The sequence below is a fragment of the Acutalibacter sp. 1XD8-33 genome (assembly GCF_003612555.1).
Taxonomy (GTDB): Bacteria; Bacillota; Clostridia; order Oscillospirales; family Acutalibacteraceae; genus Acutalibacter.
The window spans coordinates 20,891-45,903 of sequence record NZ_RAZF01000013.1 but is presented as its reverse complement, the minus strand read 5'-3'; the positions used below and the strand labels follow the sequence as shown (position 1 = coordinate 45,903).

At 58.4% G+C, this 25,013-nt stretch carries 21 protein-coding genes; 8 read left to right on the top strand and 13 right to left on the bottom strand.

The features are described 5' to 3' along the window. Positions 1-356: 356 nt before the first annotated feature. The 3 genes from D7X94_RS10030 to D7X94_RS10020 form a co-directional block, all read right to left on the bottom strand. Positions 357-1,853 (bottom strand): S1C family serine protease, encoded by a 1,497-nt coding sequence (locus D7X94_RS10030; protein WP_147401702.1) that lies wholly within the window; start codon positions 1,851-1,853, stop codon positions 357-359. Between the two features lie 199 nt (positions 1,854-2,052). Then, entirely contained in the window at positions 2,053-2,661 is a 609-nt protein-coding gene (locus D7X94_RS10025; RefSeq protein WP_120427582.1) for a hypothetical protein, read from the bottom strand. Between the two features lie 202 nt (positions 2,662-2,863). Further along, the gene (locus D7X94_RS10020; RefSeq protein ID WP_120427581.1) at positions 2,864-3,766 is read right to left on the bottom strand and encodes a hypothetical protein; all 903 of its coding nucleotides are present in this window, start codon (positions 3,764-3,766) and stop codon (positions 2,864-2,866) included. A gap of 878 nt (positions 3,767-4,644) precedes the next feature. Between D7X94_RS10020 and D7X94_RS10010 the strand changes: the two genes are divergently transcribed. The 8 genes from D7X94_RS10010 to D7X94_RS19160 all read left to right on the top strand — a co-directional run bounded on the left by D7X94_RS10010 (position 4,645) and on the right by D7X94_RS19160 (position 13,227). Beyond that, positions 4,645-5,823, top strand: coding sequence for a ribose-phosphate pyrophosphokinase (locus tag D7X94_RS10010; protein WP_120427579.1), 1,179 nt, complete (start codon positions 4,645-4,647; stop codon positions 5,821-5,823). Positions 5,824-6,003: 180 nt separating this feature from the next. Beyond that, a complete protein-coding gene (gene cysE / locus D7X94_RS10005) occupies positions 6,004-6,684 on the top strand; it encodes a serine O-acetyltransferase (protein WP_120427578.1) in 681 nt (226 codons plus the stop codon). Between the two features lie 26 nt (positions 6,685-6,710). Then, positions 6,711-8,129, top strand: coding sequence for a cysteine--tRNA ligase (gene cysS / locus D7X94_RS10000; RefSeq protein WP_120427577.1), 1,419 nt, complete (start codon positions 6,711-6,713; stop codon positions 8,127-8,129). 549 nt (positions 8,130-8,678) lie between these two features. Continuing rightward, positions 8,679-9,962, top strand: coding sequence for a M28 family metallopeptidase (locus tag D7X94_RS09995; RefSeq protein ID WP_120427576.1), 1,284 nt, complete (start codon positions 8,679-8,681; stop codon positions 9,960-9,962). Between the two features lie 137 nt (positions 9,963-10,099). Further along, positions 10,100-11,299 carry a GNAT family N-acetyltransferase gene (locus D7X94_RS09990; RefSeq protein ID WP_120427575.1) on the top strand — a complete coding sequence of 400 codons (1,200 nt, stop codon included), beginning with the start codon at positions 10,100-10,102 and terminating at the stop codon, positions 11,297-11,299. Positions 11,300-11,326: 27 nt separating this feature from the next. Next, entirely contained in the window at positions 11,327-12,250 is a 924-nt protein-coding gene (locus D7X94_RS09985) for an alpha/beta hydrolase (protein ID WP_120427574.1), read from the top strand. After that, positions 12,247-12,873, top strand: coding sequence for an alpha/beta fold hydrolase (locus tag D7X94_RS09980; RefSeq protein ID WP_120427573.1), 627 nt, complete (start codon positions 12,247-12,249; stop codon positions 12,871-12,873). Before D7X94_RS09985 ends, D7X94_RS09980 begins: the two co-directional genes overlap by 4 nt. A gap of 213 nt (positions 12,874-13,086) precedes the next feature. Continuing rightward, complete coding sequence (locus D7X94_RS19160; protein WP_243111252.1) at positions 13,087-13,227, top strand: hypothetical protein; 141 nt, start codon at positions 13,087-13,089, stop codon at positions 13,225-13,227. 74 nt (positions 13,228-13,301) lie between these two features. On the opposite strand, the gene D7X94_RS09970 is transcribed toward D7X94_RS19160, so the two are convergent. The 10 genes from D7X94_RS09970 to D7X94_RS09930 all read right to left on the bottom strand — a co-directional run bounded on the left by D7X94_RS09970 (position 13,302) and on the right by D7X94_RS09930 (position 25,009). Then, positions 13,302-13,535: a DUF378 domain-containing protein gene (locus D7X94_RS09970; RefSeq protein ID WP_199715060.1), complete on the bottom strand. Its 234-nt coding sequence runs from the start codon at positions 13,533-13,535 to the stop codon at positions 13,302-13,304. A gap of 781 nt (positions 13,536-14,316) precedes the next feature. Further along, a complete protein-coding gene (gene secF / locus D7X94_RS18455; RefSeq protein ID WP_158590985.1) occupies positions 14,317-16,659 on the bottom strand; it encodes a protein translocase subunit SecF in 2,343 nt (780 codons plus the stop codon). Between the two features lie 149 nt (positions 16,660-16,808). Beyond that, entirely contained in the window at positions 16,809-18,818 is a 2,010-nt protein-coding gene (locus D7X94_RS09960) for a bifunctional 4-hydroxy-3-methylbut-2-enyl diphosphate reductase/30S ribosomal protein S1 (RefSeq protein ID WP_120427572.1), read from the bottom strand. A gap of 44 nt (positions 18,819-18,862) precedes the next feature. After that, entirely contained in the window at positions 18,863-19,849 is a 987-nt protein-coding gene (locus D7X94_RS09955; protein WP_120427571.1) for a S66 family peptidase, read from the bottom strand. Between the two features lie 17 nt (positions 19,850-19,866). Beyond that, on the bottom strand, positions 19,867-20,550 hold the full coding sequence (locus D7X94_RS09950; protein WP_120427570.1) for a lysophospholipid acyltransferase family protein: 684 nt from the start codon (positions 20,548-20,550) through the stop codon (positions 19,867-19,869). 4 nt (positions 20,551-20,554) lie between these two features. Continuing rightward, on the bottom strand, positions 20,555-21,232 hold the full coding sequence (gene cmk / locus D7X94_RS09945) for a (d)CMP kinase (protein ID WP_120427569.1): 678 nt from the start codon (positions 21,230-21,232) through the stop codon (positions 20,555-20,557). Positions 21,233-21,254: 22 nt separating this feature from the next. Next, positions 21,255-21,389 carry a hypothetical protein gene (locus D7X94_RS19510; RefSeq protein ID WP_279221773.1) on the bottom strand — a complete coding sequence of 45 codons (135 nt, stop codon included), beginning with the start codon at positions 21,387-21,389 and terminating at the stop codon, positions 21,255-21,257. Beyond that, on the bottom strand, positions 21,386-22,384 hold the full coding sequence (locus D7X94_RS19155) for a GNAT family N-acetyltransferase (RefSeq protein ID WP_243111251.1): 999 nt from the start codon (positions 22,382-22,384) through the stop codon (positions 21,386-21,388). The genes D7X94_RS19510 and D7X94_RS19155 overlap by 4 nt, the downstream gene beginning before the upstream one ends. 532 nt (positions 22,385-22,916) lie before the next feature. Continuing rightward, entirely contained in the window at positions 22,917-24,140 is a 1,224-nt protein-coding gene (locus tag D7X94_RS09935; protein ID WP_120427568.1) for an NAD(P)/FAD-dependent oxidoreductase, read from the bottom strand. Next, the gene (locus tag D7X94_RS09930; protein WP_120427567.1) at positions 24,137-25,009 is read right to left on the bottom strand and encodes a MurR/RpiR family transcriptional regulator; all 873 of its coding nucleotides are present in this window, start codon (positions 25,007-25,009) and stop codon (positions 24,137-24,139) included. Before D7X94_RS09930 ends, D7X94_RS09935 begins: the two co-directional genes overlap by 4 nt. Positions 25,010-25,013: the final 4 nt, after the last annotated feature.

Sequence of the window (25,013 nt, the reverse complement as noted above, 5' to 3'; positions counted from 1 at the left end):
TCTTGAACAAAAATTATGGAAACCCGTATGCGGGCAGCGGTGAAATTATACCTCTTTTAAAGAAAAATAAATGTCGTTTCCAGCATGGGGGAATCTAGAAGTTTCCAGGAAAACATTTGGATTTTTTCAGATTCAGCGCAAACCAAACGGAGAAAAGACGAAAAGCGTTTGAAAAAAACTTATGTAAATGCAAATAAATATGGGAAACCACCTGCGCGGTCTAGCGGACGCCTACTACGAAATTTCCCGCCCTTCTAGGCCACAAAACGCCGGCGGCACAAAAGCAAAGGACCCGGAGCAATTGCCCCGGGTCCTCCGCTAGAAAAAGGAGATTATGAAAAAGAAAACTTGTACGCTTAGTTAGAAGAGCCCGTGTTAGCCGAGAGGGTCAGCTGAATCTCCAGGCCGCTCTGGCCGGTTAAGGCGCGATCTATGGTGAGGGTTACCACGTCGCCGGGCTTCTTGTTGGCGATATAGGAGGCGATGGTGCCCTCAGAGGTCACCTGCACGCCGTCAATGGCGGTGATCACATCATATTTTTGCAGGCCGGAGGCCTTGGCGTTTTCCGTAACCGCCTCGCCCACATAATAGCCCTGGGACAGGCCTGTATAGCTGGATAGAGCGCGGGTCACGTAATCGCCCCGAATTCCCAGCATAGGCCGGTCTTTCACATAGCCGTACTCAATCAGGTCGGAGACAATAGGCTGCACCACTGTGGAGGGAATGGCAAACCCCATGCCCTCGTATTCCGTGGCGGCGATTTTCGAGGAGTTTATGCCCACCACCAGGCCGTCGGCATTCACCAGGGCGCCGCCGGAGTTGCCGGGATTGATGGCCGCGTCGGTCTGGATGCAGTCCACCATGAAGCCGGTCTCACTGTTGGTGACAGGCCGGTTCAGAGCGGACACATAGCCCACGGTGACGCTGGAGTTAAACTGCAGGCCACCGGGATTGCCAATGGCCAGCACCATATCTGTCACCTGAAGGTCCTCCGAGCTACCGAACTCCGCCGGAGTCAGCTTATCATCCGTATCGATCTTCAGCACGGCCAGATCTGTCTGGGTGTCCTCGCCGATGAGCTTTGCCTCATAGGTGGAGCCGTCGGAGGTGACCACCGTCAGGTTGGTGGCCCCGCTGATCACATGCTGGTTGGTGACGATATAACCGTCCTCAGAGAGGATGATGCCCGAACCCTCGCCCGCCGGGGAGAGCTCGCCGCTGTCCTCCTGGCCCTGGCCTCCGCCGAAAAAGTACTCAAAGCCGCCCATGTTCACGCTCTGCTGGCGCACCTGATAGTTCTGCACGCACACCACCGAGGGAATGAGCTTCTGGGCGATTTCCTGGGTGGACATGCCGCCTCGGGTGGCAGTGGGAGTAGTATTAGAGGAGTCCGCCCGCTTATAGAGGGTGAAAGCCGCAGTATCCTCCGCGCCCTCGGGGCTCTGGACGTTCACCACGCCGTTCTGGATCATGGCGGCAAAGACGCCTACCGAGCTCAGGGAGATCACCGCGCAGGCCGCGATAGCCGCCAGCACCTTGGCGGCCGCTTTTCCGCCGCCGCGCTTTTTCTTGGGCTTGGGCTGAAGCTGCACGCTCTGGGTATAATAGCTCTGCTGGGCTTGAGGCCCCCAGCTATAGCTGCTCTGCTGGCCTGGCTGAGGATACTGCTGGTAGGGCGTGTAGGGGCTCTGGGGCCCGGTCTGGGCGGTATAGGGGGAATGGCCGGCGCCATAGCCCGGGGCGGCGGGGGCAGAATGGGTCTGGTAGGTCTGCTGGGTCTGGCCCGCCTGGGCAGTCTTTTCATTTTCCGTGGGGGAATTGGTTTTGTTTTCCATTTCATCGTTATGATACATAAAAGCCGCTCCTTTCGCGTTGATAGGGATTTGTTCTCTCTTGTCGTTTTCCCTTGTTGTGGCTCTATTATCCCCCGCCAATGTGAAAAGGATGTGAAGGTTCCGGGAGAATCGGCTGAAAAATCTGTTAAGAAAAATTTTTGCAAAAAAGAAGGGCGGAAGCCGCCATAAAGCGGCCTCCACCCGCGCCGAGTTCCCTTTACAGTCTAGGCACTTTTAAAACTAGGCCCCCCAGTATCTGCGGTTGTATCCCAGCATCATCCGGCCGTTCTGGCTCCTCCGGCTCGTGCCCTGTCTCTGCTTCTTCCTCTGTCACAGATTCTGGCTCTACAGTTTCCGGCTCCACAGGCGCTTTCTTGGGATATCCTGGTTCTACTGGCAGGTCCCAGCCGGGGAAGAGGTCGCTGAACCTGGGGGTGAAGGAGAACTCTTTGGTGGTGGGATCATACATAAAGCCAAGACCATCGTCCGCCTGCCAGGAATACTGGAAGATAATGACCCGACGAGCGGCCAGGATCTTCTCCCGCTGCCGGGCATCGGCGGCGTCAATGTCTGAATAGGCCAGCTCCATCACTTCGGGGGCCACATCGATCTGGCTGCGGGCCTGGGCAGCGGAAATGGCCTCCACCTCGGTATAGCCCATTTCATCCATCATTTTATACATCATTGCCTCCGCCTTGGTAGCAAAGTCCTCACTAGCAGCTTCTTGGGAGGTCAAGGCCTCCTGCTCTTCCGCCTGGGCAAAAGCCACGCCTGTGCAGGAAACCATCAGCAGCATGGCCAGAAGCAAAGAAAGCAATTTTTTCATAAAAAACATTCCTTTCCTGATTTTTATTAACAGAGGAATCAGGGAACCTGGTCAATCCTCTGCCAACTGATATCATTCTAGCACGCTCCAGGAATATTGTCAATATATAATAATTAGTATATTAAATTTGCAAATATGATTGTTGATTTTGCAGCAAATTTGCCTTTATTCAGGAAACCTCTGCCTATCTCCGGGCTCTTCCCTACACCAGCGGGCTCCGGAGATAACGCAACTTTCGTTCACTCTCCCACAGCTCCCGCAGGGCGGGGAAGTTTCCGTCCGGGTCCAGGAGCAGCTCCGCCAGACGGTCCAGCAGGGCTAGCTCCTCCGGGCTCAGGTCCCCCTCTCCCTGGAGGAAGGCGTCCATAAACCGGGGGTGGAACACATAGGAGATCTCGTGGTTCATCAGGGCGTGGAAGTCGTAGACCAGATACCGGCCCACCGCCCGCAGGCCGTTGGTGCCCAGGCCATCGGCATAGAGGAAGCGGGCGCCGTCCGTTCTGCCCCTGCGGATGTCCAGCCAGGACCGGGCGGACCAGTCGAACTCCCCCTCCCGCATATCGTACTGGGTGACAGGCACGGGCAGGCCATCGTAGAAGCCGTCCGCGTCAAAGGTGAGCCAGCGGCCCTCCTCTTCCAGCCAGAGCTGGTTGATCCAGTGGTCCATGCTTCGCCCCGGCTGGAAATAGGGGGCGAAGCCCGCGCGGCTGCGGCAGGGGATCCCCTTGGCCTTGTAGATGGAGCTGACCAGCACGGACACAAACCGGCAGGTGAGCACCAGCTTGTGCTCCACCAGCCTGTCCGGCACGAAACCCCGCTCGTCTAACCGGAAGAGCCCGGCGGCTATGGCCGGGGCGGTAAGATAGATATCGTCCTCGCAGGGGGAGCGATACCAGGGCCAGCGGTTCATGTCCCCGTAGCGCAGGTCGGCGTTGGCATTTTTGTTCCCCTCCGCCAGCGTCACCCGATGGATAATCTGATGGGAGATCAGCTCCCCCAGTTCCCGGGGGCTGTCGGGCAAGGCGCGGAAATACTCCCGGTACAGGCCGGGATAGGTAAAAGGCCCGAACTCCAGATAGTGGTTTTTCATTTCGTTGGTCAACATAGCGCACCTCCTGTTTTTTGTATGCTTTTTGAGAGTGGTGCTCGCTTCGCTGCGCAGGCCTCCGGCGGTTCAGGGGTTCCACCCCTGAAAGCCCTGCAGCCTTTGAAAAGGCTGGCGAAACTTTTACGCTGGTTGGCTGAGTGCATAAAGGTTAACCAGGGTAAAAATTTCGTCCACCTTTTCAAAGGTGGCGTAGTGTGGAGCGGAGCTCCACGGTCTTACCCTTGAACTTAACACCTGAGAAGCGCATTTTTTGAAGGTGAATTGGCACGTAGTGCCAAGAGGAAACTTTTTGCAAGAGAAAAAGTTTCCTAATTCAGGAACCAGCCAGCTCTAGGCGCGGTATCTTAGCTCAAAGTCCTCATCCAGCTATGTGCTTGTCGCCAAGCTGCCCTGTGCGCCGTTCCCCCATATAAAACTCTCAAAAAGCATACCATATTTCCTCTGAAAATTCCTGTCCTTTTCCGGCCGCTTTTGTCCGGGAGATTTTCTGCTTTTTACGGAAATATCCCGGTTTGGTTCTCGCTCCGCCTTGATTTCAAAGAGAATATGGGGTACAATTTCAGCACAGTGACGGAAAAAATCCGGTTGGCAAATAGATTCCCATATGCTATAATGGACATAACGCCAAGCTCGCGCCAGGCGGGAACGCGGTCTCGTTTCGTGAGATAGACGTTTGCATAGTGCGGTCTATCCTTCCGCTTTTCCCTTCGCGCGGCGCTCTCGTTTTGCTCCGCTAAATTCAGAGCAAACTCTGCCTGTCCTATGCTATGGCACTGGCGACGGGTCTCAACCGTCAAAGATATTGCGGGCAGCGAATTCAAGAGGACGCGCCCGCCGCTCCAGCTGCATGCTGGAAGAAAGGGAGGGCTAAATTTATGGATCAGACGGCACAATTTTTTTTCAGTCCGGAAAACCGGGTGGCGCCTTTGGGGATCATCACCTTGGAGGGCGCGGAGGAATTGTCAGAGAAAATTGACGCCCATTTAGTCCGCTGGGCCAGGGAGGCCGGCATGGAGGTGGATACCTTCCGGCTGGACAGTAGTTGTCCCCGGTTCAACTCCGGCGACGCCAAGGGAATCATCAGCCAAACCGTCCGGGGCTACGACCTGTTCATTGTGGTAGACGTAGGCAATTACAGCCTTACCTACCCCTATTTCGGCATGGAAAACCACATGTCCCCCGACGACCACTTCCAGAACCTAAAGCGCATCATCCAGGCCGCCAGCGGCAAGCCCCACCGCATCAGCGTGATCATGCCCACCCTGTATGGCGGCCGCCAGCACCGCCGGAACTACCGAGAATCCTTGGACGGGGCTTTCGCTCTGCAGGAGCTCCAGCGCATGGGGGTGGAAAACGTGGTCACCTTCGACGCCCACGACCCCCGGGTGCAGAATGCCGTGCCTCTGATGGGCTTTGACAACCTTCGCCCCTCCTATCAGGTCCTGAAAAAGATGTTCCGCAGCTTCCCAGACCTGGTGGTAGACCGGGATTCTTTCATGGTTATCAGCCCGGACGAGGGCGCTCTGGACCGGAACATGTACTATGCCTCTGTGATGGAGGTAGAGATGGGCATGTTCTACAAGCGCCGGGACTACTCCCGGATGGTGGACGGCCGCAACCCTATTGTGGCCCACGAGTATCTGGGCTCTGACGTGGTCGGCAAGGACGTGTTCGTGGCGGACGACATCATCTCCTCCGGCGAATCCATGCTGGACATTGCCTACAACGTGAAAAAGCGGGGGGCCAGGCGTTTCTTCGCCTTTGCCACCTTCGCCATTTTTGCCAAGGGACTGGAGGCTTTCGACAAGGCTTACCAGGAGGGTATGCTGGACGGGGTATTCGGCACCAACCTCACCTACCGCACGGAAGAGCTGAAGAACCGCCCCTGGTTCTACGAGGTGGACATGTCCAAATATATCTCCTACTACATCTCTGCGTTGAACCATGACATGGCCATCAGCCGCCTGATCGATCCCCATGAAAAGATGACCGCCCTACTGGAAAGGCGCCGGGAGGAACACGGCAAATACCAGCATGAACAGCTGAGCTTTTGACATTTCAAAACTCCCACGCATAGGATGGGGATAGGATATGGCAGGCACGAGCGGCGCGGGTGTCCCCATAGCTGGGGGCTTCCGCGCCTGCCCGCCCGAACGTCCCCCATGAGGGAATTCTTCTGAAAATTCAAGATTCTCTTGCCCTATCCACATCATCAACCGTGAGGTGATCTGCCTTTGTTTCAGAAACTGCGGGAAGATATCGACGCCGTGATGGAGCGGGACCCAGCGGCCCGCTCCCGGCTGGAGGTATATTTTCTATATTCAGGCTTCAAAGCCGTGCGTGCCTACCGCCGGGCCAACTGGTTCCACCGCCACGGCCTGAAGTTCATCGCGAGAGCCATTTCCCAAAGCGCCCGGCGGCGGACGGGCATTGAGATCCACCCAGGAGCAAAAATCGGTCGGGGACTGTTTATTGACCACGGGATGGGCGTGGTCATCGGCGAAACCACGGAGATCGGCGACAACTGTACCCTCTACCAGAACGTCACCCTGGGCGGCACCGGCAAGGACCAGGGCAAGCGCCATCCCACGCTGGGCAATAACGTACTGGTGGGCGCCGGGGCCAAAGTTCTGGGCCCCTTTACCGTGGGCGACAACGCCCGGGTGGCCGCAGGGGCCGTGGTGCTGGACGCCGTCCCCCGGGGGGCTACCGCTGTGGGCGTGCCCGCCCGGGTGGTGCGCATCGACGGCCACAAAGTTCCCGAGGTTTCCGACGCTCTGCCTCCCAGCCGGAAGCTGGACCAGATTCATGTGGCCGACCCGGTTTCCATTGAGCTCTGCCGCCTGCGGGGAGAGCTGGAACGGCTGGAAAAAAAGGTAGAGGACATGAAGGGAAGCGCGGACCTCCATCCTTAAATTCAAACAACAGAAAGGCGAAAACCATGCAGTTAACCAATACGCTCACCATGAAGAAGGAGGAAGTCATCCCTCACCAGCCCGGCATCATTAAAATGTACACTTGCGGCCCTACGGTATACGGCTATGCCCATATCGGCAATCTGCGGTCTTATCTGATGGAGGATGTGCTGGAAAAAGCCCTGCGCTACGAGGGCTATCAGGTGGACCGGGCCATGAACATTACCGATGTGGGCCACCTCACTTCTGACGCGGACACCGGTGAGGATAAAATGCTGAAAGGGGCTAAGCGGGAACATAAATCTGTGCTGGAGCTGGCCGCTTTTTATACCGAGGCCTTTTTTGCCGACTGCCAGAAACTGAATATCCGCCGCCCGGACATCGTGGTCCCGGCCACTGGCTGCATCAGCGATTTCATTGAGATGGTTTCAGCCTTGCTGGAGAAAGGCTTCGCCTACCAGGCCGGAGGTAACGTCTACTTTGACACCTCCAGGCTGGAAACCTACTATGTGTTTGGCAACCAGAACGCCGAGGACCTGGCGGTTGGCGTGCGGGAAGGGGTGGAGTCGGACGAAAACAAGCGCAATAAGACGGACTTTGTGCTGTGGTTTACCAAGTCCAAGTTTGAGGACCAGGAGCTAAAGTGGGAGAGTCCCTGGGGCCTTGGCTATCCTGGCTGGCATATTGAGTGCTCTGCCATCAGTGTGAAGCACTTGGGAGAATATCTGGACATTCACTGCGGAGGTATTGACAACGCCTTTCCCCACCACACCAATGAGATTGCCCAGAGCGAAGCCTATCTGGGCCATCCCTGGTGCGCTCACTGGTTCCACATTCTGCATCTGACAGACGCCAGCGGGAAGATCAGCAAATCCAAGGGGGCCAAGCTGACCGTCTCCCTGTTGGAAGAGAAGGGCTACGATCCCCTCTGCTACCGGTTGTTCTGCTTGCAGTCTCATTACCGCAAGCCCTTGGTGTTCTCCTTTGAAAGCCTGGACAACGCCGTCAGCGCCTATCAAAAACTGACGGCCCGGATCGCTGCCCTGGGGAAAGACGGCGAACCCGACCTGGAGGCGGCAAAACCCTGGCAGGAAAAGTTCAAGGCCGCGCTGGCCAATGATTTGAACACCTCCCAGGCATTGACCGTCGTATACGACATGCTGAAATCCGACCTGAGCGACGCCGGCAAGCGCTTCTTAATCCTCGACTTCGACCAAGTGCTGTCTTTGGATCTGCTGGGCGCGGCGGACCGGCTTGCCCAGCCCGCCAGAGAGGAAGTTGCCTCGGAGCTGGCGGCGGAGATCCAGGCGCTGATCGAAAAGCGGGCGGAGGCGAAGAAGGCCAGGGACTGGGCCACGGCGGACGCCATCCGGGATGAGCTGGCCGCGAAGCATGTGGTGCTGAAGGATACGCCCCAGGGCACGGAGTGGCGCCTGGAGGGGTAAGACGTTTTGGGGAGTAATACGGTGTGGCCTCCATGCGCGGCAGACTTCGCAAAGCCAAGTCTGCCGCGCATTCCGGCAAGGCCGTGGGACTCTGGTCTCGGCTGCCGCCTCGGTCGGTTCGCAGCATGTCTGCCACTGGCAGACGCTCACCCCACACCCTTGCCACCTTTGAGAAAGGTAAGACTTCGTAAAACGAAGTCTACGAAACTTTTATCCTGGTTAGCTTGGAATGTTACAGTTAACAACATCGACCGGTCCAGCTGGTCAAAACTTGGCAACGCCAAGTTTACAGCTGGTCGTCGTGTGGGGGTGCTGGTCCCCGGTGGGGACCGTCAAGCGCTGACCGAACCGGCAGGTGAGACGACAAAACTTTTACGCTGGTTAGCTGAGTGCGCTAAAGCCGAGCACATTGCCGGGTCCAGGGGTGGCGTAACCCCTGGCGAAGTGTGGAGCAGCGCTCCACGACCTTGCCGTAGCCGCGCCCTTTGCGGTGGAGGCCACATAGTATTCCTACAAAAACACTCAAATAATAAAAAACAAAAGAAGGAAATGACAATGGAAGTATCGGGCAAGAGAGCCATGGAGCTCCTGGAAAAAATCGGGTTTACCCGAACGGCCGGTTCCCCTGAGGAACTAAAAGCCGCTGAAATCCTCAAGGCCGAGTGCGAAGCCATCGGCGTGCCGGCAGAGCTGGAGAGCTTTGAGATCGAGGACGCAGACATAGAAACCGCCACACTGGAAATCCTGGAGCCCTATCGTCAGGAGTACCCGGTGACCGGCTACAAATGCGCAAAAAACACCTATCAGGGCGGCTTGGAGGCTGAGTTCCTCTATGTGGAAGCCGGCAACGACGTAGACCTTAGCAACGCTGCCGGGAAGATCGTGCTGATCAATGGTTTTCTGCGCCTGCCGCTGTTTCGCAAGCTGATAAAAGCCGAGGTAGCGGGCATCGTCACTATGGAGGGCGACCTGCGGGACGATCGGGAGGGCACGGACCTTTCTACCCGGAAACTCCGCCGCACTTTGCGGGCCTTCGGCAATGTGCCCATGGTAAACACCCGGGTGCTGGACGCCTTTGACATGGTAAAGCGCGGGGCCAGCAAAGCCCGGCTGGTGCTGAAAAACGAGACCGTGGAACGTATCTCCCACAACGTGGTCGCTGTCATTGAGGGCACGGAAAAGCCGGATGAGATCATCTCCTTTGGCGCCCATTATGATTCTGTGGATTTCTCCAAAGGCGTATATGACAATGGTGCCGGTTCCGTCATTAACATGGAGGTCCTCCGCTGGTTCAAGGAGAACCCGCCCAAGCGCACAGTGAAATTCATGTGGTACGGCTCGGAGGAAATCGGTCTGGAGGGCAGCTGGGCTTTCGTTAAGGCCCACAAGGATGAACTGAAGGACCACCTGCTGATGATTAACACCGACGTGGGCGGCCCGGTGCTGGGCCGGGAGACCATCAGTGTTACTGCCGAAGAGAGCCTGGTGAACTATATCCAGTACTCCACCAAAGTACAGGGATACTCCACCGAAGTGAAGCAGGGGATCTATTCCAGCGACTCCATCCCCTTTGCCGACAGCGGCGTGCCCGCAGTGAACTTCTGCCGGTTCGGCGCTCCCGGTGCCGCCCACATTCATAACCGCTTTGACACCCTCTCCTTCCTCTCTCCCGAAGCTCTGGAGAAAACCGCCCGGTATGTGCTGGCCTTCTCCAGGGATATGGTCAACGCTACAGCTTTCCCGGTAAAGCGGGAGGTGCCTCAGAATATGGTGGAAGAAGTGGAGAAATACCTCTACAAGAAAGAACTGGCGGAAGCGGAAGAAAATAAGTAGCTTTCACAAAAAGCCCCGTCCTCGAAAGAGCGGCTGGGGCTTCTCTATTTCGCGTCCCTCCTTTCCCTCCTCTTGACAGTTTTTCAAATTCATGGTATACCATGAACAGAATATTCCTATCATGAGGAGGACCCCCTATGTTTGCACGAAAACTTCGCCCTGATGAGTTCTGGCGGGCAGAGCTGAATATGGCCGTGGCCTTTGAAAGCGAGTTTGACTGGAAGAAGGAGCGGGAAAAATTAGCCCAGACCGATCCCCTGGCGGACCTCTACGGCGCGTTCCTCCAGGAGGGCGAGCCCCCTGCCGCCTCCCTGGTCATGAACAAGAAACAGGTCCGCTTTGACGGGCATATCCTGAAAATGGGCGGAGTCGGCGGTGTGGCCACGCTGCCCTCCTACCGCCGGGGTGGGGCCATCCGGGCCTGCATGGAGGCCTCCCTCCGGGACCTATATGACGGAGGCTATGCCCTCTCCCATCTGTATCCGTTCAGCACAGCCTATTACCGGCAGTTTGGCTATGCTCCTGCCAGCCAAACCCTTCGGTGGACCGTAAACCTGGAGGATCTAAAGCGCCTGCCTCAGGCTGGAGGCTCCGTGCGCCAGCTTCTTCCCGGAGATGACCTTAGCCCTCTTCTGGACGTCTACAATCAAATGTATGGTGATACAAACTTTTCTTGCCTGCGGAATGTCTTTGACAAGGAACTGACGGAAAAAGATCCTCTCACGCAAAAGCGTTGGACTTTCCTCTGGTCAGACAGCTCCGGTGTGCCCGGCGGCTTCCTGGTGTGCGCCCGCAAGGGGGAGGCTCTCCACTGCGTCCCCGAGTTTGCCATGAAAAACGCCCTGCTCTTCACCAACGCCCAGGCTTTGACCGGACTGCTGAATTTTGTACATCATGCCTTCCTGGCCAATTTCCGGGAGATCCACTTTGTGGTACCCAGCCACATAGACTTGACCGCTCTGCTTCCCGAACTCTCTGATATCAATTACAAACCAGTGCTCAATGGCATGGCCCGGGCGGTCAACGCCGAAACGCTTCTGAGGCTCTGCAAGTGCCGGGGACAAGGCCGCCTGAACATTCAAACCACCGACCCCATCCTGTCAGAGAACAACGCCACTTTCTCCCTCTCCTTTATGCCGGGGGAGGAAAATCAGGTGGAGCGGACTGCGGCCGAGCCAGACGTCACCCTGGACGTGGGCAATCTGGCGGTGCTGCTGGGCGGGGCCCGGGACACCTCTTCCATTGCCATGACCCCGGACATTGTGGTCCACACCCCCGCCGCAGACCTGGACCAGGTTTTCTACCGGAAGCCCTGTCATATCCTAGACCTGTTCTAAACTCTGTTTTTTCAAGGAGGTATCTCTATGTCAGTTTCTGTTCACGAATGGTTCCGTCCAGCCAACAGCGGCTGGGGACAGATTTTTTCCCGCAGCTGGACCAGCAGCGGCCCCGTCAACGCGGTGCTCATGATTGCCCATGGCATGGCGGAACACAGCGGCCGCTATGACCATTTCGCCCGGTTTCTGGCGGAGAACGGCTTCGCCGTCTACATGAACGACCACGCGGGCCACGGTCGCTCTGCCCAGATCAAGGGGCATTTCGCCGACAAAGACGGCTGGGAGTGCGTGGTCCGGGACCTGCACTCCCTGATGGACCAGGCCAAGAAGGAGTTTCCCGGCCTGCCCCTGTTCCTCATGGGCCACAGTATGGGGTCCTTTCTGGCCCGCTCCTACCTGATCCGCTATGGAGAAGAGCTTTCCGGCTGTGTGCTCTGCGGTACTATGGGAAAAAATCCAGGTGTAGCCCCCGGAAAAGCCCTTGCCGTCTTTCAGGCAAAGATGATGGGGCCTCGCTCCACCGGAAAAAAGCTCAACACCCTGGCCACAGCCTCCTACAACAGCCGTATTGAAAACCCGGTGAACGCCTCCGCCTGGCTCTCCCGGGACGAAAAGGTCTGCCGGGCTTTCGAGGCGGACCCTCTCAGCAATTTCCCCTTTACCGCCGCCGGATATCGGGATCTGTTCACCGGGCTTTCAGAGATCTCCTCTCCCCAGTGGGCCCAGAAAGCGCCCAAGGGCCTGCCGGTTTTCCTCATCGCAGGGGACCAGGACCCGGTGGGCAATTACGGCGCGGGGCCCCAGGAGGTGGCAGGCTGGCTCCGAGACGCCGGGATCCAGGATGTACAGCTAAAGCTCTATCCCGGAATGCGTCACGAGGTCCTTAACGAGATCGGCAAGGAGGAGGCCTATCAGGATGTGCTGGGCTGGCTGAAGGAGAGGCTAGCATGACCCGGATGGTGCTCCTTCACGGCCTGGGCCAGACGGCGGACAGCTGGCGGGATGTGCTGAGGGAGCTGGACGGCGGGGAGACCCTCTGCCCCCAGATCTTTCAGCTGCCTACAGACGGCCCCCTGGACTATCCCAGGCTCTACCGCGCCCTCTGTGGGTATCTGGACGGTGTGCCCGGCCGGTTTGTCCTCTGCGGCCTGTCCCTGGGCGGGGTGCTGGCCTTGCAGTATGCCATTGAGCACGGAGACCGACTATCCTCTCTGGCGCTGATCGCTCCGCAATTTGACATGCCAAAAAAGCTGCTGGCCCTTCAGAACACCCTTTTCCGGCTGATGCCTGCCAAAGCCTTTGAACCCATGGGCCTGGCCAAGGTCGATGTGGTTCGCCTCTGCGGCTCTATGGCCTCTCTGAATTTTCGCGACCGGCTGGGAGAGGTCTCCTGCCCGGCGCTGGTGATCTGCGGGGAAAAGGACCGGGCCAACCTGGGGGCGGCCCGGGAGCTGGCCCGTCTCCTGCCAAAGAGCCAGCTACGCCTGATCCCCCGGGCTGGGCATGAGGTGAACGTTCAGGCCCCCCAGGAGCTAGGAGCGGTTCTCCAGGAGCTCTTGCATCAGGATATATAGTAAAACGCACTTAAAAATCGGCAAAAACCGATTTCTAAGCTAAGCAGCTACGCTGCTTGGTTCAAAAGAGGGTATTACCTCTTTTGAACTGCATTAACTATAACACATGCATTCAGGTGATTCTTGTGCAGACAAAATACCAGAGGGAATTTATCAAATTGGGGCTCAAGGTGCAATACTACCGGAAATTGCTGGGCCTGACCCAAGAGGCTTTTGCGGACAAAGCCGGGATTTCCTGGTCCCATCTTTGCAAAGATTGAGAGCCCTACCAGGGCCTTCGGCGTCTCCATGGAGACCCTGTTTGCCCTTGCGGAGGCGCTGGAGGTGCCTGTGGCCAAGTTATTTGAAGAGTGACGCCGATGAGAACATAGAAACAGCCTGCCGCCCGGAGGAATCCCCCGGACCGCAGGCCGTTTTCTTAGAGCCTCTTAGTGAGAGTGAGCGCTCTGGGGCATGTCCCGCTCGCCGTCCCAGTCCCGGAACAGCAGCGCCAGGCACCACAGGGCGGATATTCCCACCAGCGTGTAGATAATCCGCGCCACCATGGAGGTCTGACCACCGCAAATCCAGGCCACCAGGTCAAAGCGGAATATGCCCACCAATCCCCAGTTCACGCCTCCGATCACGGTCAGCGCCAAAGCGATTCGGTCGATGATGTTCATGAGATTCCCTCCTTCTCCGAAGCGGTCTCAAACCTGATCCCGCTCCTTGTGTCCTGTGAGAGGTCAGCGGCTTGCGCGCTGTCTCTCAAAAAGCATGTTTTGTTGATTAGTATGGGGGCCGGGCGGGCGCGGCAGCGCGTCCAGATTTCAGCGGGCGCGGCGCGCCTTTTGGCTGATACACTCGTGCGCTCAGATGGCTGGTTCCGGTTTCCAGGGGGCTTTGTCCCGTCTGCTCCGCAGCCGGGATAGGGGTCTCACCTGCCGGTTCGGTCGGCGCTGGACGGTCTCCACCGGAGACCAGCGCCCCCATACGTGGGTCCCCTACGCAAAACGTCCCACCGGGACGTTTATGCTACCCTCCTGCGTTGTTTTCTCAGGTGTTAGGGACAAGACCTTGGAGGCGTTGCCTCCAAACCTCCACCACCTTTGAAAAGGTGGACGAAACTTTTACGTTGGTTAGCTCAGCCAGAAAACGTAAATGTCTGCGACGAACGAAGTGAGGAAGCAGGGTAAAAGTTTTTGATCAAACTTTTTTCAAAAAGTTTGTGGGGTTTTGGGGCGACAATCGCCTGTGGCGATTTCCCGTCGCCGACCGAGCCGGCAGGCGAGACCTAACGCCCCAAGGTCTTAAAACAGGCTTTTTGAAAGACAGCGGATTTCATCTCTTTGGCTATGCTCTATTCTGCGCGGCGGCGGCGAAATTATCCCTTTTCCGCAAAAAACCGCGGGTCTCCCAGATTTTGGGAAACTCGCGGCTTTTCATTTTATAAACGCAGGAGGCTCAGCGGCCCTCTTTCTCCGCCTTGCGCACCTGCCACATGGCGAACAGGTTGGGGGCAATAAACTGGGAGGAGAAGCAGCCCGCTACCACGCCCACCATCATGGGCAGGGAGAAGGATACCACCGTGCTGATGGAGAACACGCCGGCCACGGCCAGCACCACCACCAGGGCCAGGAAGGTGGTCAGGGAGGTGAGCAGCGTGCGGCCCAGAGTCTGGCTCAGGCTCTGGTTCATGGTGTCCAGGAACTCCGCGCGGGGGCCGTTCTTCCGCTTGTTCTCCCGCACCCGGTCGTAGATGACGATGGTGCTGTTCAGAGAGTAGCCCAGCAGGGTCAGCACAACGGCGATGAAGATGTCGTTGATAGCCATGCCGAAGATCACGAACACGAAGAATGCGATGAGCACGTCGTGGAGCAGCGCCACAATGGCGGTAATACCAGCGGAAAGGCCGCCGATCTTCTTAAAGCGTAGGGCGATATACACCAGCAGCAGAATGGCCGTCAGGGCGAAGCACACCAGGCATTTCTGGAAGAACTTGGCGCCCATGGTGGCGTCCACAGAGTTGGACTCCAGCAGGGTAAAGGTGGCCTGATCAAAGGCGTTGCTGAGCTCCGTGGCGACCTGGGCCTGCTGGTCCGGGGTCAGGCTCTTGTTCCCCGCGAAGGAGATGGTCACGTTCTCCTTGCCGGTAGCCATATCCTGGTTGATGGAGACGGAGCTGTCCAGGCCCATCTTATCGGAAATGGTATTGCGGATCTCGTCATTCGTGTAGCCAGTGCCGTCTACAGAGTAGCGGATCATGGCGCCGCCGGCAAATTGGATGTCCAGCTTGGGGCCCATGATGACGCTGGCAATCAGGCCCACCACAAGAATAGCGGCGGAAATCATATAGAACGTCTTACGCTTGGCCACAAAGTCGAAGCGCTTGGCCTGACTGCCCTCCTTTGCTCCGAACATCCAACGGCTGCGGAAGGGCTTAAACGCCGCCAGGGACAAAGTCATCAGGCGGGTGGCAAACACGCCCATGATAAAATTGGCAATGATGCCCACCAGAAGGGTGAAGCCAAAGGAGAAGATGGAGCCGGTGGTGGACTGCCCGAAGATCATGGACAGGATATTGCTGGGCCCAAACACCATCATCAGCATAATCGCCACAATGGCGGTGGTGATGTTGCCGTCAAAGATGGCCCAGAAGCTGCTCTGGAAGCCCCGCTGCAAAGCGCCGTCCAGGGTTTTGCCGTTGTTCAGCTCCTCCCGCACCCGGCTGGCGGTGATCACGTTGGCGTCTACGCCGATGCCAACGGAGAGGATCAAACCCGCAATACCGGGCAAGGTCATAGTAAAGGAATTCATATTGGGGAAGAAGCCTGTGATTGCCGCGAAGCAGATGCCCATCTGGCCTGCCAGGGAAATGACCGCCACTACGCCGGGCAGGCGGAAGCAGATGATCATCAGCACCGCGATGACCACGAAGGCGATGATGCCCGCCATGAGCATGGCGTCCAGAGCCTGTCCGCCCAGGGTGGGGGCCAGGGAGTTAAAGTTGGAGGTCTCCAGGGCGAAGGGCAGAGCGCCTGCCTGGATCTGAGCGGCCAGGGTGGTAGCGCTTTCGCTGGTGAAATTGCCCTCGATGATGCACTTGCCGTCGCTAATCACTGAGTTCACGGTGGGGGCGGAGAGCCGCACGTCGTCCATCCAGATGGAGATGGTCTGGCCCACCAAGCGTCCTGTAGCCTCGGCGAACTTCTCCTTGCCCTCTTCGCTGAATTCCAGGGACACCACATACTGGGTGGAGCCGGTATCTTGGTCCTGCTGGACTCCGGCCTGGGCACTGATCACGTCCACACCCTCCAGAATAATGGTTTCCGCCGTGGTCCCTGTGGGGGTTTTGTAGACGGGGTTGCCGTTCTCGTCATAGGTCTCGGTCTCATAGCTGCCCCCCTCCCGGAAGGTAAGCATAGCTGTGGCGGAGAGCTCGCTAATGGCCTTCTCCGGGTCGAAGTCCGTCTCATCCGACTTCCAGGGGAAGCGCACAATAATCCGGTTATTCGCCTCGTCGGTGTAGAGCTCATAGTCGGTAATGTTCTGAGAAACCATACGGGTTTCGATGATCTGTTTGGCGGATTCCAGTTCGCTGGGGGTGGCCTTGATTCCGCCCGCCGGGCTGAAGGTTGCCTCCACGCCGCCGCGGATGTCAATGCCCCAGCGGATATCCCCAGCCCCCTTGATGTAGGTGACCTTGAAGTCGCCGTTCTGCCCATATACGCCGAACAGGGACGTATATACCAGGGCGGCGATGAGAATCAGCACCACAAAGAATACGGGTTTCTTTACTCGCCTCATGTTTCTTTTCCTCCAATTTCCCGTCCGTTTTTACTGTATTGACTAAATTCTCACGGCGGGACCTATACTTTATATTGACAGAGCCAGATCTTTATTACATACAAAACAGGGCAGCAGAAACTACCCTGTCTGTATTATCCCAATTGTAATTAGTCCTCCACAGGTTCTTCTGCCTGGGGATCTTCCGTGCTGAACACGACCGCCTCGGCAGGCGCGCCCTCTGCGGCGGCATCGGCAGCGGCCTGCTCGTCCTCCAGGACAGCCCGGATGGATAGAGAAACCCGATGGCGCTCCAGATCCACGTCGGTGATCTTCACGTTTACCGTATCACCCACCTTCAGCACGTCCTGGGGCTTGTCAATCCGGTGATCCGCAATCTGGGAAATATGAATCAGGCCATCAATGCCGGGAATTACGCTGGCAAAAGCGCCAAAGGCGGTCATGCCCACGATCTTTGCCTCGCATACAGTGCCTACAGGATACTCCCGCTCCAGCTTTACCCAGGGATTGTCCTCAGGACGCTTATATCCCAGGGAGATTTTGTTGTTCTCCCGGTCCAGGCCCTTTACGTATACGTCCACGGTGTCGCCCACGTTCACCACTTCGCTGGGATGCTTCACCCGGTTCCAGCTGAGCTCGGAGATATGGATCATGCCGTCCACACCGCCCAAATCCACGAAAGCGCCGAAATTGGTGAGGGATTTCACCTTGCCGGTGTAGCTCTGGCCCTCTTCCACCTGCTCCCAGAACTTGGCCTGGGCGGCCTTGCGCTCTTCCCGTAGCACGCTGCGGATAGAGCCCACAGCCCGGCGGCGCTGGCGGTTCACTTCAATAATGCGGAACTTGACCTCTTGGCCCTGCAGAGCGGTCAAGTCCTCCCCCCGGCTGGCGGTGGCCTGAGAAGCGGGCACAAACACGCGCATGGCATCCCGCAGGACGATCACGCCGCCCTTTACCACTTCAATTACCTTACCCTCCAGAATTTCCCCGCTCTCCTGAGCGGCCTGGATCACGTCCCAGCCCTTCATGGCGTCCACCCGGCGCTTTGAGAGCATAATAGTGCCCTCCTGGTCGTTGGTTTTCATGATGAGCAGCTCCAGCTCGTCGCCCATTTTTACTACATCCTCGGGCTTAGCCGCCGGATCGTTGGAAAGCTCGGACGCGGGAATGAACCCGGCCTGTTTCCTGCCTACGTCCACATAGACTTCTGTGGGGGAGATGCCAACGACAACGCCATGTACCTTCTCATCTGTATTCATGCTCTTGAGCGATTCCTCAAGCATCTCCTCAAAATTTTGTTCCGTGCTGTTGACTTCAGCCATGGTAACTAGTACCTCCTTTATTATGCTTGCGGGAGTAGACGCACCCGCCGTTATGCCAACGCTCAGGCCGGCGGAAAAAACGGGCAAATCCTCCAGGTCCCCCGCCTTTTCAATGAGGTACGTTTCACTGTGCTGCGAGCAGATGTCCCGCAGCTTGGCCGTATTCGAGCTGTTTCTGCCCCCCACAACCACCATGCGGTCGCATCTGCGGGCCAGATCCAGCGCCTCTTTCTGCCGTTTCGCTGTTGCATTACATATTGTATCAAAAATTGCGGCGTTTGTACATAGTTTTTTCAGAGTTTCAGAACATTTTTGCCAGAGAATTTTATGGAAAGTAGTCTGGGCTGCGGCGGTGACTGGAGCCGACTTCAATTCTGGCCTCTCCTTCACCAGATGTAGTAGCTCTTCTTCATTACAGCACACAAAATATGGCCCTTTACAGTGGCTGATTACACCCTGCACCTCTGGATGCCCTGGATCTCCGAACAGGAGAAACGTATCTCCGCGCTCTGTGGAACACCCGGCCAAGTGATGGATTTTTTTTACAAAGGGGCAGGTAGCGTCTACAAATGGGATTCCCAGGCGGCCGATTTCCTCCTCTACCCCAAGGGGCACTCCATGGGACCGCAACACCAGCGTATATCCTGGCGGAACCTCTCCCACAGAATCCACCACCTTTACTCCCTGAGCCTCCAGCTGTTCCACCAGTTGGGGGTTGTGGAGCAGCGCTCCCAGGGTGGCCACCCGCTTCCCCTCCTCCAGCAGGGCGTACACCATGTCCACCGCCCGCTTGGCCCCGAAGCAGAACCCCGCGCTCCCGGCAAGCTCTATTTTCATCATAAGCCCCCTTTCTATGGGATTTCCTGGCCGCCCCTTCCCTCTTATTCCAAGAGCCTGACGGTCTGTCCGTCTCCATCCAGCTCAACCGTCTTGCCAATAGGCAGGGTGAGCATTGGGACGGTGTGGCAGCAGTCAAATTCCGCGAGGATTGGGAAATTCGGGCGGCCTATGACTTCCAGCAGGATCTCATAAGGGGTCTTGCCGGTTTCCTGCTTGTCGAACCGGCGGTGCTTTCCCAGGATAAGCCCGCCTACTTTATTAAATATCCCGCACAGCTTCAGCCAAGAAAAATATCTTTCCGCATGCGCGGCAAATTTCTCCGTATCCTCCAGGAACAGGATGTCGCCCCGCCGGATTTCCGGCATATATCTGCTGCCATAAATCCCAGTGAGGGTGTTCAGGTTCCCACCGATCAGCCTGCCTGTGGCTCTCCCGCCGCAGACAGTTGTCCAGGTATTGGGCCGGGGCTCCTTATGGGTGGGTCCGCTGGTCCAATCGGTCACTTCTTCAGAGAAAACCTCCGGCATCCGATAGGAATACGGCGGCGTATATCCTTCCAGCACATCCTTCATGCACCGGTCAGTTGCCTCTAAAAACGGCGGGTACTGCCCAAAAGTAGTCACCAGATTCGGCCCATAATAGGTAACGATTCCTGTGATCTGATAGATACCCAGCAGGATAGCCGTGATGTCCGAGTGACCAAGGATAATTTTCGGCGTCTTTTTGAATTGTTCATAATCAATATACGGCAGAATGGAATTTGAGACCATTCCGCCCACAGTGGCCATCATGCAGTTCACCGAATCATCTGCCAACAGGGCATTGAACTCCCGGGCGCGTTCCTGGATAGAGCCAGAGCGGTAGCAGTCCTTTTGATCCATCAGAAATCCCGGTTTGACCTTATAGCCCAGAGATTCCAGATGGGCAACCGCCAGCCCTGCCGCCTCCGGCGCTTCCGCCGCCAACGGATAGGAGGATGTGAACAGCCCGACAGTATCTCCAGGTTTCAGGTTAGGCGGACATATCATCTGCATTTCCTCCCAGCCTATTTTGAGTCGGACGGCGCGGCCTCCTCCGGCAGCTGGGAGGGCAGGCCCAGCTCCTTCAGGGTCTCCTCCCGCAGGGCGGCGATCTCCGCCATGATCATCCGGCTGGCCTTGCGCAGCTGCATCCCGGAGTCGTCGGGGATAGCCAGCTTCTCGGCGGGGATGGGCTTGCCGATGTTCACGATATGCCGCTTGAACTTCTTGGGCAGCCCCCCGTCCCCGGCAGTGATGCACACCGGCACCACCTGGGCGCCGCTACGGTAGGCCAGCAGGGCCGCGCCGGTTTTGGGCTTCTGCAGCCGGCCGTCCTTGGAGCGGGTGCCCTCAATGAACACCCCCACCATGGCGTTTTCCTCCAGAAGCTGGTCGGCGTCCGCCAGGGCGTCCGCGCCGCCGGTGCCCCGGCGCACGGGGAAGGCCCCCAGGCTCCGGAGAATCCCGCCGATGAACCAGTTCTCAAAGAGCTCCTCCTTTGCCATGTAGAACACCTGCCGCCTCACGGACACCCCCAGCATCACCGGGTCCCGCTTGGCCATGTGGTTGCAGCACAGGAGCACCGGCCCGGTTCTGGGCACGTTTTCCCGGCCCCGCACGTGCAGGCGGAACACGGGATAGTAGAACAGCGTGAGAAAGAACTGCCCGATGGCATAGACCAGACCCTTGCGCTTTGGTTTGCTCTTCAATTCCTCAGCCCTCCTTTTCGTCTCTGCCCATCCGCTCCCGGGCCAGAGTTACCAGCGCCTCCACCACCTGGGAAAAATCCAGCCCTGTGGTATCCAGAGTCACCGTGTCCGGGGCGGTGAGCCTCAGCTGGGGCTCATCCTGCCGGTCCCGCTGGACAACCTCGGCCAGCACCTGCTGGAACTCCGCTGGCTCCCCGGCCTCCTCCAGCTGGGCGGTACGCCGCCGGGCCCGTTCTTCCGGGGAGGCAGTGAGAAAAACTTTCAGCTGGGCCTTGGGCAGAATCACCGTTCCGATGTCCCTGCCGTCCATAATCACATCCGCCCGCTCCGCGAGCCCCCTCTGGAGGTCCACCAGGAATGCCCGGACCTCCGGGATATGGGACACCCATCTGGACGTGGCGATGGACACCTCCTGGGTGCGGATCTCCCCGGAGACGTCCCGGCCTCCCAAGAGGGTACGCTGGCCCTGTGGGCCGTATTCCAGGGAGACCTCCACCCCGGGCAGGGCCGCGATGACGGCGGCGGGGTCCTCCAGATCCACCCCGGTCTCCAGCATGTATAGGGCGATGGTACGGTAGAGCGCGCCGGTATCCACATAGGTGAAGCCCAGAGCTTTGGCCGCCGCCTTGGCTACGCTGGACTTTCCCGCTCCGGCCGGGCCGTCGATGGCAATGGCGAACATGCGTTTTCTCTCCTTTCAAATCCTACTTGCGATATCTGAATTTATACACGAAATTTCCGTGCTCCGTGGGCTGAGTAAACTCAAACTCGAACCGCACCAGCCAGGCGCATAGCACGGCGGCCGAGGAGATGATCAGAACGGTCAGCAGCTTTTTCATACGCGGGGCGCTCCTTTCTCGGGGAATATCTCCCTCCATGCATCATATTCTCTTCGCAGCAGGCGGTATTCCAGGCGGGTTTTCATCTGTCCGCCGTGCCAGACCCAGTCCACCCGCTCCGCCTCCCGGACCATGCCGCATTTTTGCATAATTCTCTCGGAGCCCCGGTTCTCCTGGAGGCAGCCGGTGGAGAACCTGTACACCCCGTCCTCCAGAAAGGCGAAGCGGATCACCTCCCGGAAGGCCTCGGTACCGTAGCCCTTGCCCCAGAACTCCGGGAAGTAGAAGTAGCCCCCGTGGACCAGCTTGCCCACAGGCGTGCGGCCCTCCACGGTGTAGCCCACGGAGCCGATCTGCCTGCCGCCCTCCTTCAGCTCCGCCCGGAGGAAATAGAAGGTCCGGTCTGGCTTTTTCTGGTCAGCCAGCACGTTGGCGAAATCCGCCCGGGCCTCCTCCCGGCTGTGGACCATGATGTCCCCCATATAGCGGCCCATGGTCCCCTCGTGGCTTTTCAGCTGATAGTATTCTTCCTCATCCTGGGGGAGATAATCCCGCAAAACCAGCCGTTCCGTCTCCAGGCGGATTTTCCCGGCGCTTTTTCGCAAAAACCGGTCGATGAGGGCGATGTCCCGCAGGTCCTTCTCCCGGCCCAGCTTCTCCTTCTGCTTCCGGATGCTCAGAAGGCTGGCGGAGCGCAGACCCTCCACCGTGACCACCTCTTCGGTGTCCCAGTCCTCCAGGAGCTCCACATCCTGGCCATAGGCGAAAATCCGGGCGCCGCCCAGCCCGTCCCGGCGGAAGGGGACGCCCCGGGCCTCCAGGCGGTCCGCAAGGGCGCTGGTGCAGATCAGGTCCACATCGTGGGTGGTCTCCCGCACGCCGAAGAGCACCAGGGCCGCCCCGGAAGTGAGCCAGCAATCCCCGCTGTCCATAAAATCCAGCCCCCGGACAATCTCCAGCACGTCTTTCCGGGAGAGCATTGGTCTGTCGTCCATGACGATTCTCCTTTTCTAAAATAATATATAATTTATATGGGGGGAACGGCGGGCGCAATAGCGGGTCCAGATTTCAGCAGGCAGGGCGCGCTCTCGGCTGGTACGCTCGTGCGCTCAGATAGCAGGTTCCGGGACTAAGGGTTTCGTCCCGCCTGCTTCGCAGTCGGGATATCCCTGAAAGCGCTGGCTGGTTCCGGGACTAGGCCCCTTTTTCTCTTGCAAAAAGGGGCCTCTTGCCGGGCTTCGCCCGTCAATTCACCACCAAAATTGCGCTTCTCAGGTGTTAAGGTCAAGGGAAAGACCGTGGGACTCCGTCCCACACCCTGCCAGGGGCCTAACGCCCCTGGACCGCGCAATATGTTGTGGCTATGTGAAAATCGTAAAACGTTCACGACGAGCAAAGCGAGGAGTGGGTAAAAGTTTTTGATCAAACTTTTTTCAAAAAGTTTGTGGGGTGTGGGGGTGAGCGTCTGCCAGTGGCAGACACGCCGCGAACCGACCGAGCCGGCAGGTGAGACAACGCCCCAAGGTCTTAAGGGGTCCCCATGCTCATCCCGGCCAGCCGTCCTGTGGAAAAGGCGATCTGCAAATTATAGCCGCCGGTGGGCGCGTCCACGTCCAGCACCTCCCCGGCAAAATAGAGCCCCTTCACCAGCCGGGACTCCATGGTTCTGGGGTCCACCTCCTTGAGGCTCACCCCCCCGGCGGTGACGATGGCCTCCTCCAGGGGCCGAAAGCCACGGATCTCCACGGTGAAATCCTTCAGCAGGGCCAGAAGCCCTCGCCGCTGCTCCCTGGTCACCGAGTGGCACCGGGTCTCCCCGGGAATCCCCGAGCGCTCCACCGCCACGGGGATCAGCTTCTGGGGCAGAAGCCGGTCCAGGGAGTTCTGGAACACCCGGTTCCGGTTCTCCTCCAAGTCCCGGAGCAGCCGGGCGTCCAGCTGGGACTCGCTCAGGGCGGGCTTCAGGTCCAGGTGGACCGTGTATTTCCCCGGCTTTCGCATATGGGCCGAGGCGCTGAGGATCGTGGGCCCGGACAGGCCGAAATGGGTGAAGAGCAGCTCCCCGAAGTCCTCGTATACCGGCTTCTTCTTCCCGGCCTCCGTCACCCGCACTCCGCAGTTCCGCAGGGAGAGGCCCATCATCCGGGCGCAGAACTCCCCCTCCTCCACCAGGGGAACCAGGGAGGGCCCCACCGGCACAATGGTATGCCCCACAGCCTCCGCCAGCCGGAAGCCGGAGCCGTCGGAACCAGTGGACGGGTAGGACGCGCCTCCGCAGGCGACGAGCACCCGGTCCGCCGGATGGACCCCGGACTCTGTCTCCACCCCCCGCACGGTCCCCGCCTCCACCAAGATCTGGCTGGCCGTCTCCCGCAGGACCCGCGCCCCGGATCTCTCCACGAAGCGCCCCAGGGCGTCCGCCACATCGTGGGCGCTGTCCGACTGGGGGAACACCCGCCGGCCTCGCTCCACCTTCAGGGGCACGCCCAGGCCCTCAAAAAAAGCCATGACCGCCTCTGGAGAAAAAGCGTTCACCGCGCTATAGAGAAATTTCCCCCCGTGGGCCGCAGCGATTACGTCCTGGGGCGGGCACTGGTTGGTCAGATTGCACCGCCCTTTGCCGGTGATACGCAGCTTCCGGCCCAAGCGGCGGTTTTTCTCCAAAACCACAGTTGGAATCCCCTGGGCGGCGCACATGCCCGCAGCCATCAGCCCTGCCGCGCCACCGCCAATCACAGCCGCGCCCGTCAAGCGTTCCTCTCTTCCACTTTTTCGTAGACTCCATATTCGTCCCAGATGGACTCGATCTGCCGCAGGGTCTCCGCCACCTCCTGCTTCTTCCGGATCGCCACGGTAACGATCAGCGCGTTGATCAGGCTCAATGGTCCCACCAGGGAATCCACAAAAGAAACCATATCGCTGTGGGCGAGAAGCACATGGGAGGCGCTCTCCGCCACAGGCGACAGGCGGCTGTCCGTAATGGCGATAGCCGTCATTCCCCGGCTGGATGCGTATTGCAGAGCCTTGGCAGCCTTTTTGGAGTACCGAGGAAAGCTGATGGCAATAATGGCGTCCTCCGCCCTGGCCCGAACCATCTGCTGGTAAATGGAGGCCTCGCTGGTGGCCTCTATCAGCAACACCGTGTCAAACACCAGTCGGAGATAGTGGGCCAGGAAGGTGGCCAGGGCCAGAGAGCTCCCGGCTCCCAGAACAAACACCCGTCTGACCCCCACCAGAGCGTCCACCGCCCGGTAAAAGGCCTCTTCATCCCGGCTTTCCCGGGTGTGGCGGAGGATGTCGATGTCCTGCCCCAAAACCGCGTCCAAAAGCCTTTCCTGAGGGAAGTTCCGGGAAGTCATTTCCAGCCGCTGAAAGCTGGTGAGCTTGTTGCGAATCATTTCCTGCACGGCCTGCTGCATGGCCGGATATCCCGAGTACCCGATCTCCGTGGCGAAACGCACCACTGTGGATTCACTGACTCCCACCGTGGCCCCCAGCCGGGAAGCGGTCATAAAAGCCACCTCCTCCGGGTGCTCCTGAAGATACCGGGCAATGGCCCGCTGACTCTTGGAAAAGCCCCGGCTGCTGTCCTGGATCCTGGCGGAAAGCTGGTTGTTCATGGAA

What these genes read in the sequence shown, in the direction of transcription:
- D7X94_RS10030 (WP_147401702.1), bottom strand. Translation starts at nt 1,853, where the DNA reads ATGTATCATAACGATGAAATGGAAAACAAAACCAATTCCCCCACGGAA.
- secF (WP_158590985.1), bottom strand. Translation starts at nt 16,659, where the DNA reads ATGAGGCGAGTAAAGAAACCCGTATTCTTTGTGGTGCTGATTCTCATC.
- D7X94_RS19155 (WP_243111251.1), bottom strand. Translation starts at nt 22,384, where the DNA reads ATGGACGACAGACCAATGCTCTCCCGGAAAGACGTGCTGGAGATTGTC.
- D7X94_RS09970 (WP_199715060.1), bottom strand. Translation starts at nt 13,535, where the DNA reads ATGAACATCATCGACCGAATCGCTTTGGCGCTGACCGTGATCGGAGGC.
- D7X94_RS09960 (WP_120427572.1), bottom strand. Translation starts at nt 18,818, where the DNA reads ATGAAAATAGAGCTTGCCGGGAGCGCGGGGTTCTGCTTCGGGGCCAAG.
- D7X94_RS09985 (WP_120427574.1), top strand. Translation starts at nt 11,327, where the DNA reads ATGTCAGTTTCTGTTCACGAATGGTTCCGTCCAGCCAACAGCGGCTGG.
- D7X94_RS10020 (WP_120427581.1), bottom strand. Translation starts at nt 3,766, where the DNA reads ATGTTGACCAACGAAATGAAAAACCACTATCTGGAGTTCGGGCCTTTT.
- D7X94_RS09930 (WP_120427567.1), bottom strand. Translation starts at nt 25,009, where the DNA reads ATGAACAACCAGCTTTCCGCCAGGATCCAGGACAGCAGCCGGGGCTTT.
- D7X94_RS09980 (WP_120427573.1), top strand. Translation starts at nt 12,247, where the DNA reads ATGACCCGGATGGTGCTCCTTCACGGCCTGGGCCAGACGGCGGACAGC.
- cysS (WP_120427577.1), top strand. Translation starts at nt 6,711, where the DNA reads ATGCAGTTAACCAATACGCTCACCATGAAGAAGGAGGAAGTCATCCCT.
- D7X94_RS09990 (WP_120427575.1), top strand. Translation starts at nt 10,100, where the DNA reads ATGTTTGCACGAAAACTTCGCCCTGATGAGTTCTGGCGGGCAGAGCTG.
- D7X94_RS10025 (WP_120427582.1), bottom strand. Translation starts at nt 2,661, where the DNA reads ATGAAAAAATTGCTTTCTTTGCTTCTGGCCATGCTGCTGATGGTTTCC.
- cmk (WP_120427569.1), bottom strand. Translation starts at nt 21,232, where the DNA reads ATGTTCGCCATTGCCATCGACGGCCCGGCCGGAGCGGGAAAGTCCAGC.
- D7X94_RS10010 (WP_120427579.1), top strand. Translation starts at nt 4,645, where the DNA reads ATGGATCAGACGGCACAATTTTTTTTCAGTCCGGAAAACCGGGTGGCG.
- D7X94_RS09995 (WP_120427576.1), top strand. Translation starts at nt 8,679, where the DNA reads ATGACAATGGAAGTATCGGGCAAGAGAGCCATGGAGCTCCTGGAAAAA.
- D7X94_RS09955 (WP_120427571.1), bottom strand. Translation starts at nt 19,849, where the DNA reads ATGATATGTCCGCCTAACCTGAAACCTGGAGATACTGTCGGGCTGTTC.
- D7X94_RS19510 (WP_279221773.1), bottom strand. Translation starts at nt 21,389, where the DNA reads ATGAAAAAGCTGCTGACCGTTCTGATCATCTCCTCGGCCGCCGTGCTA.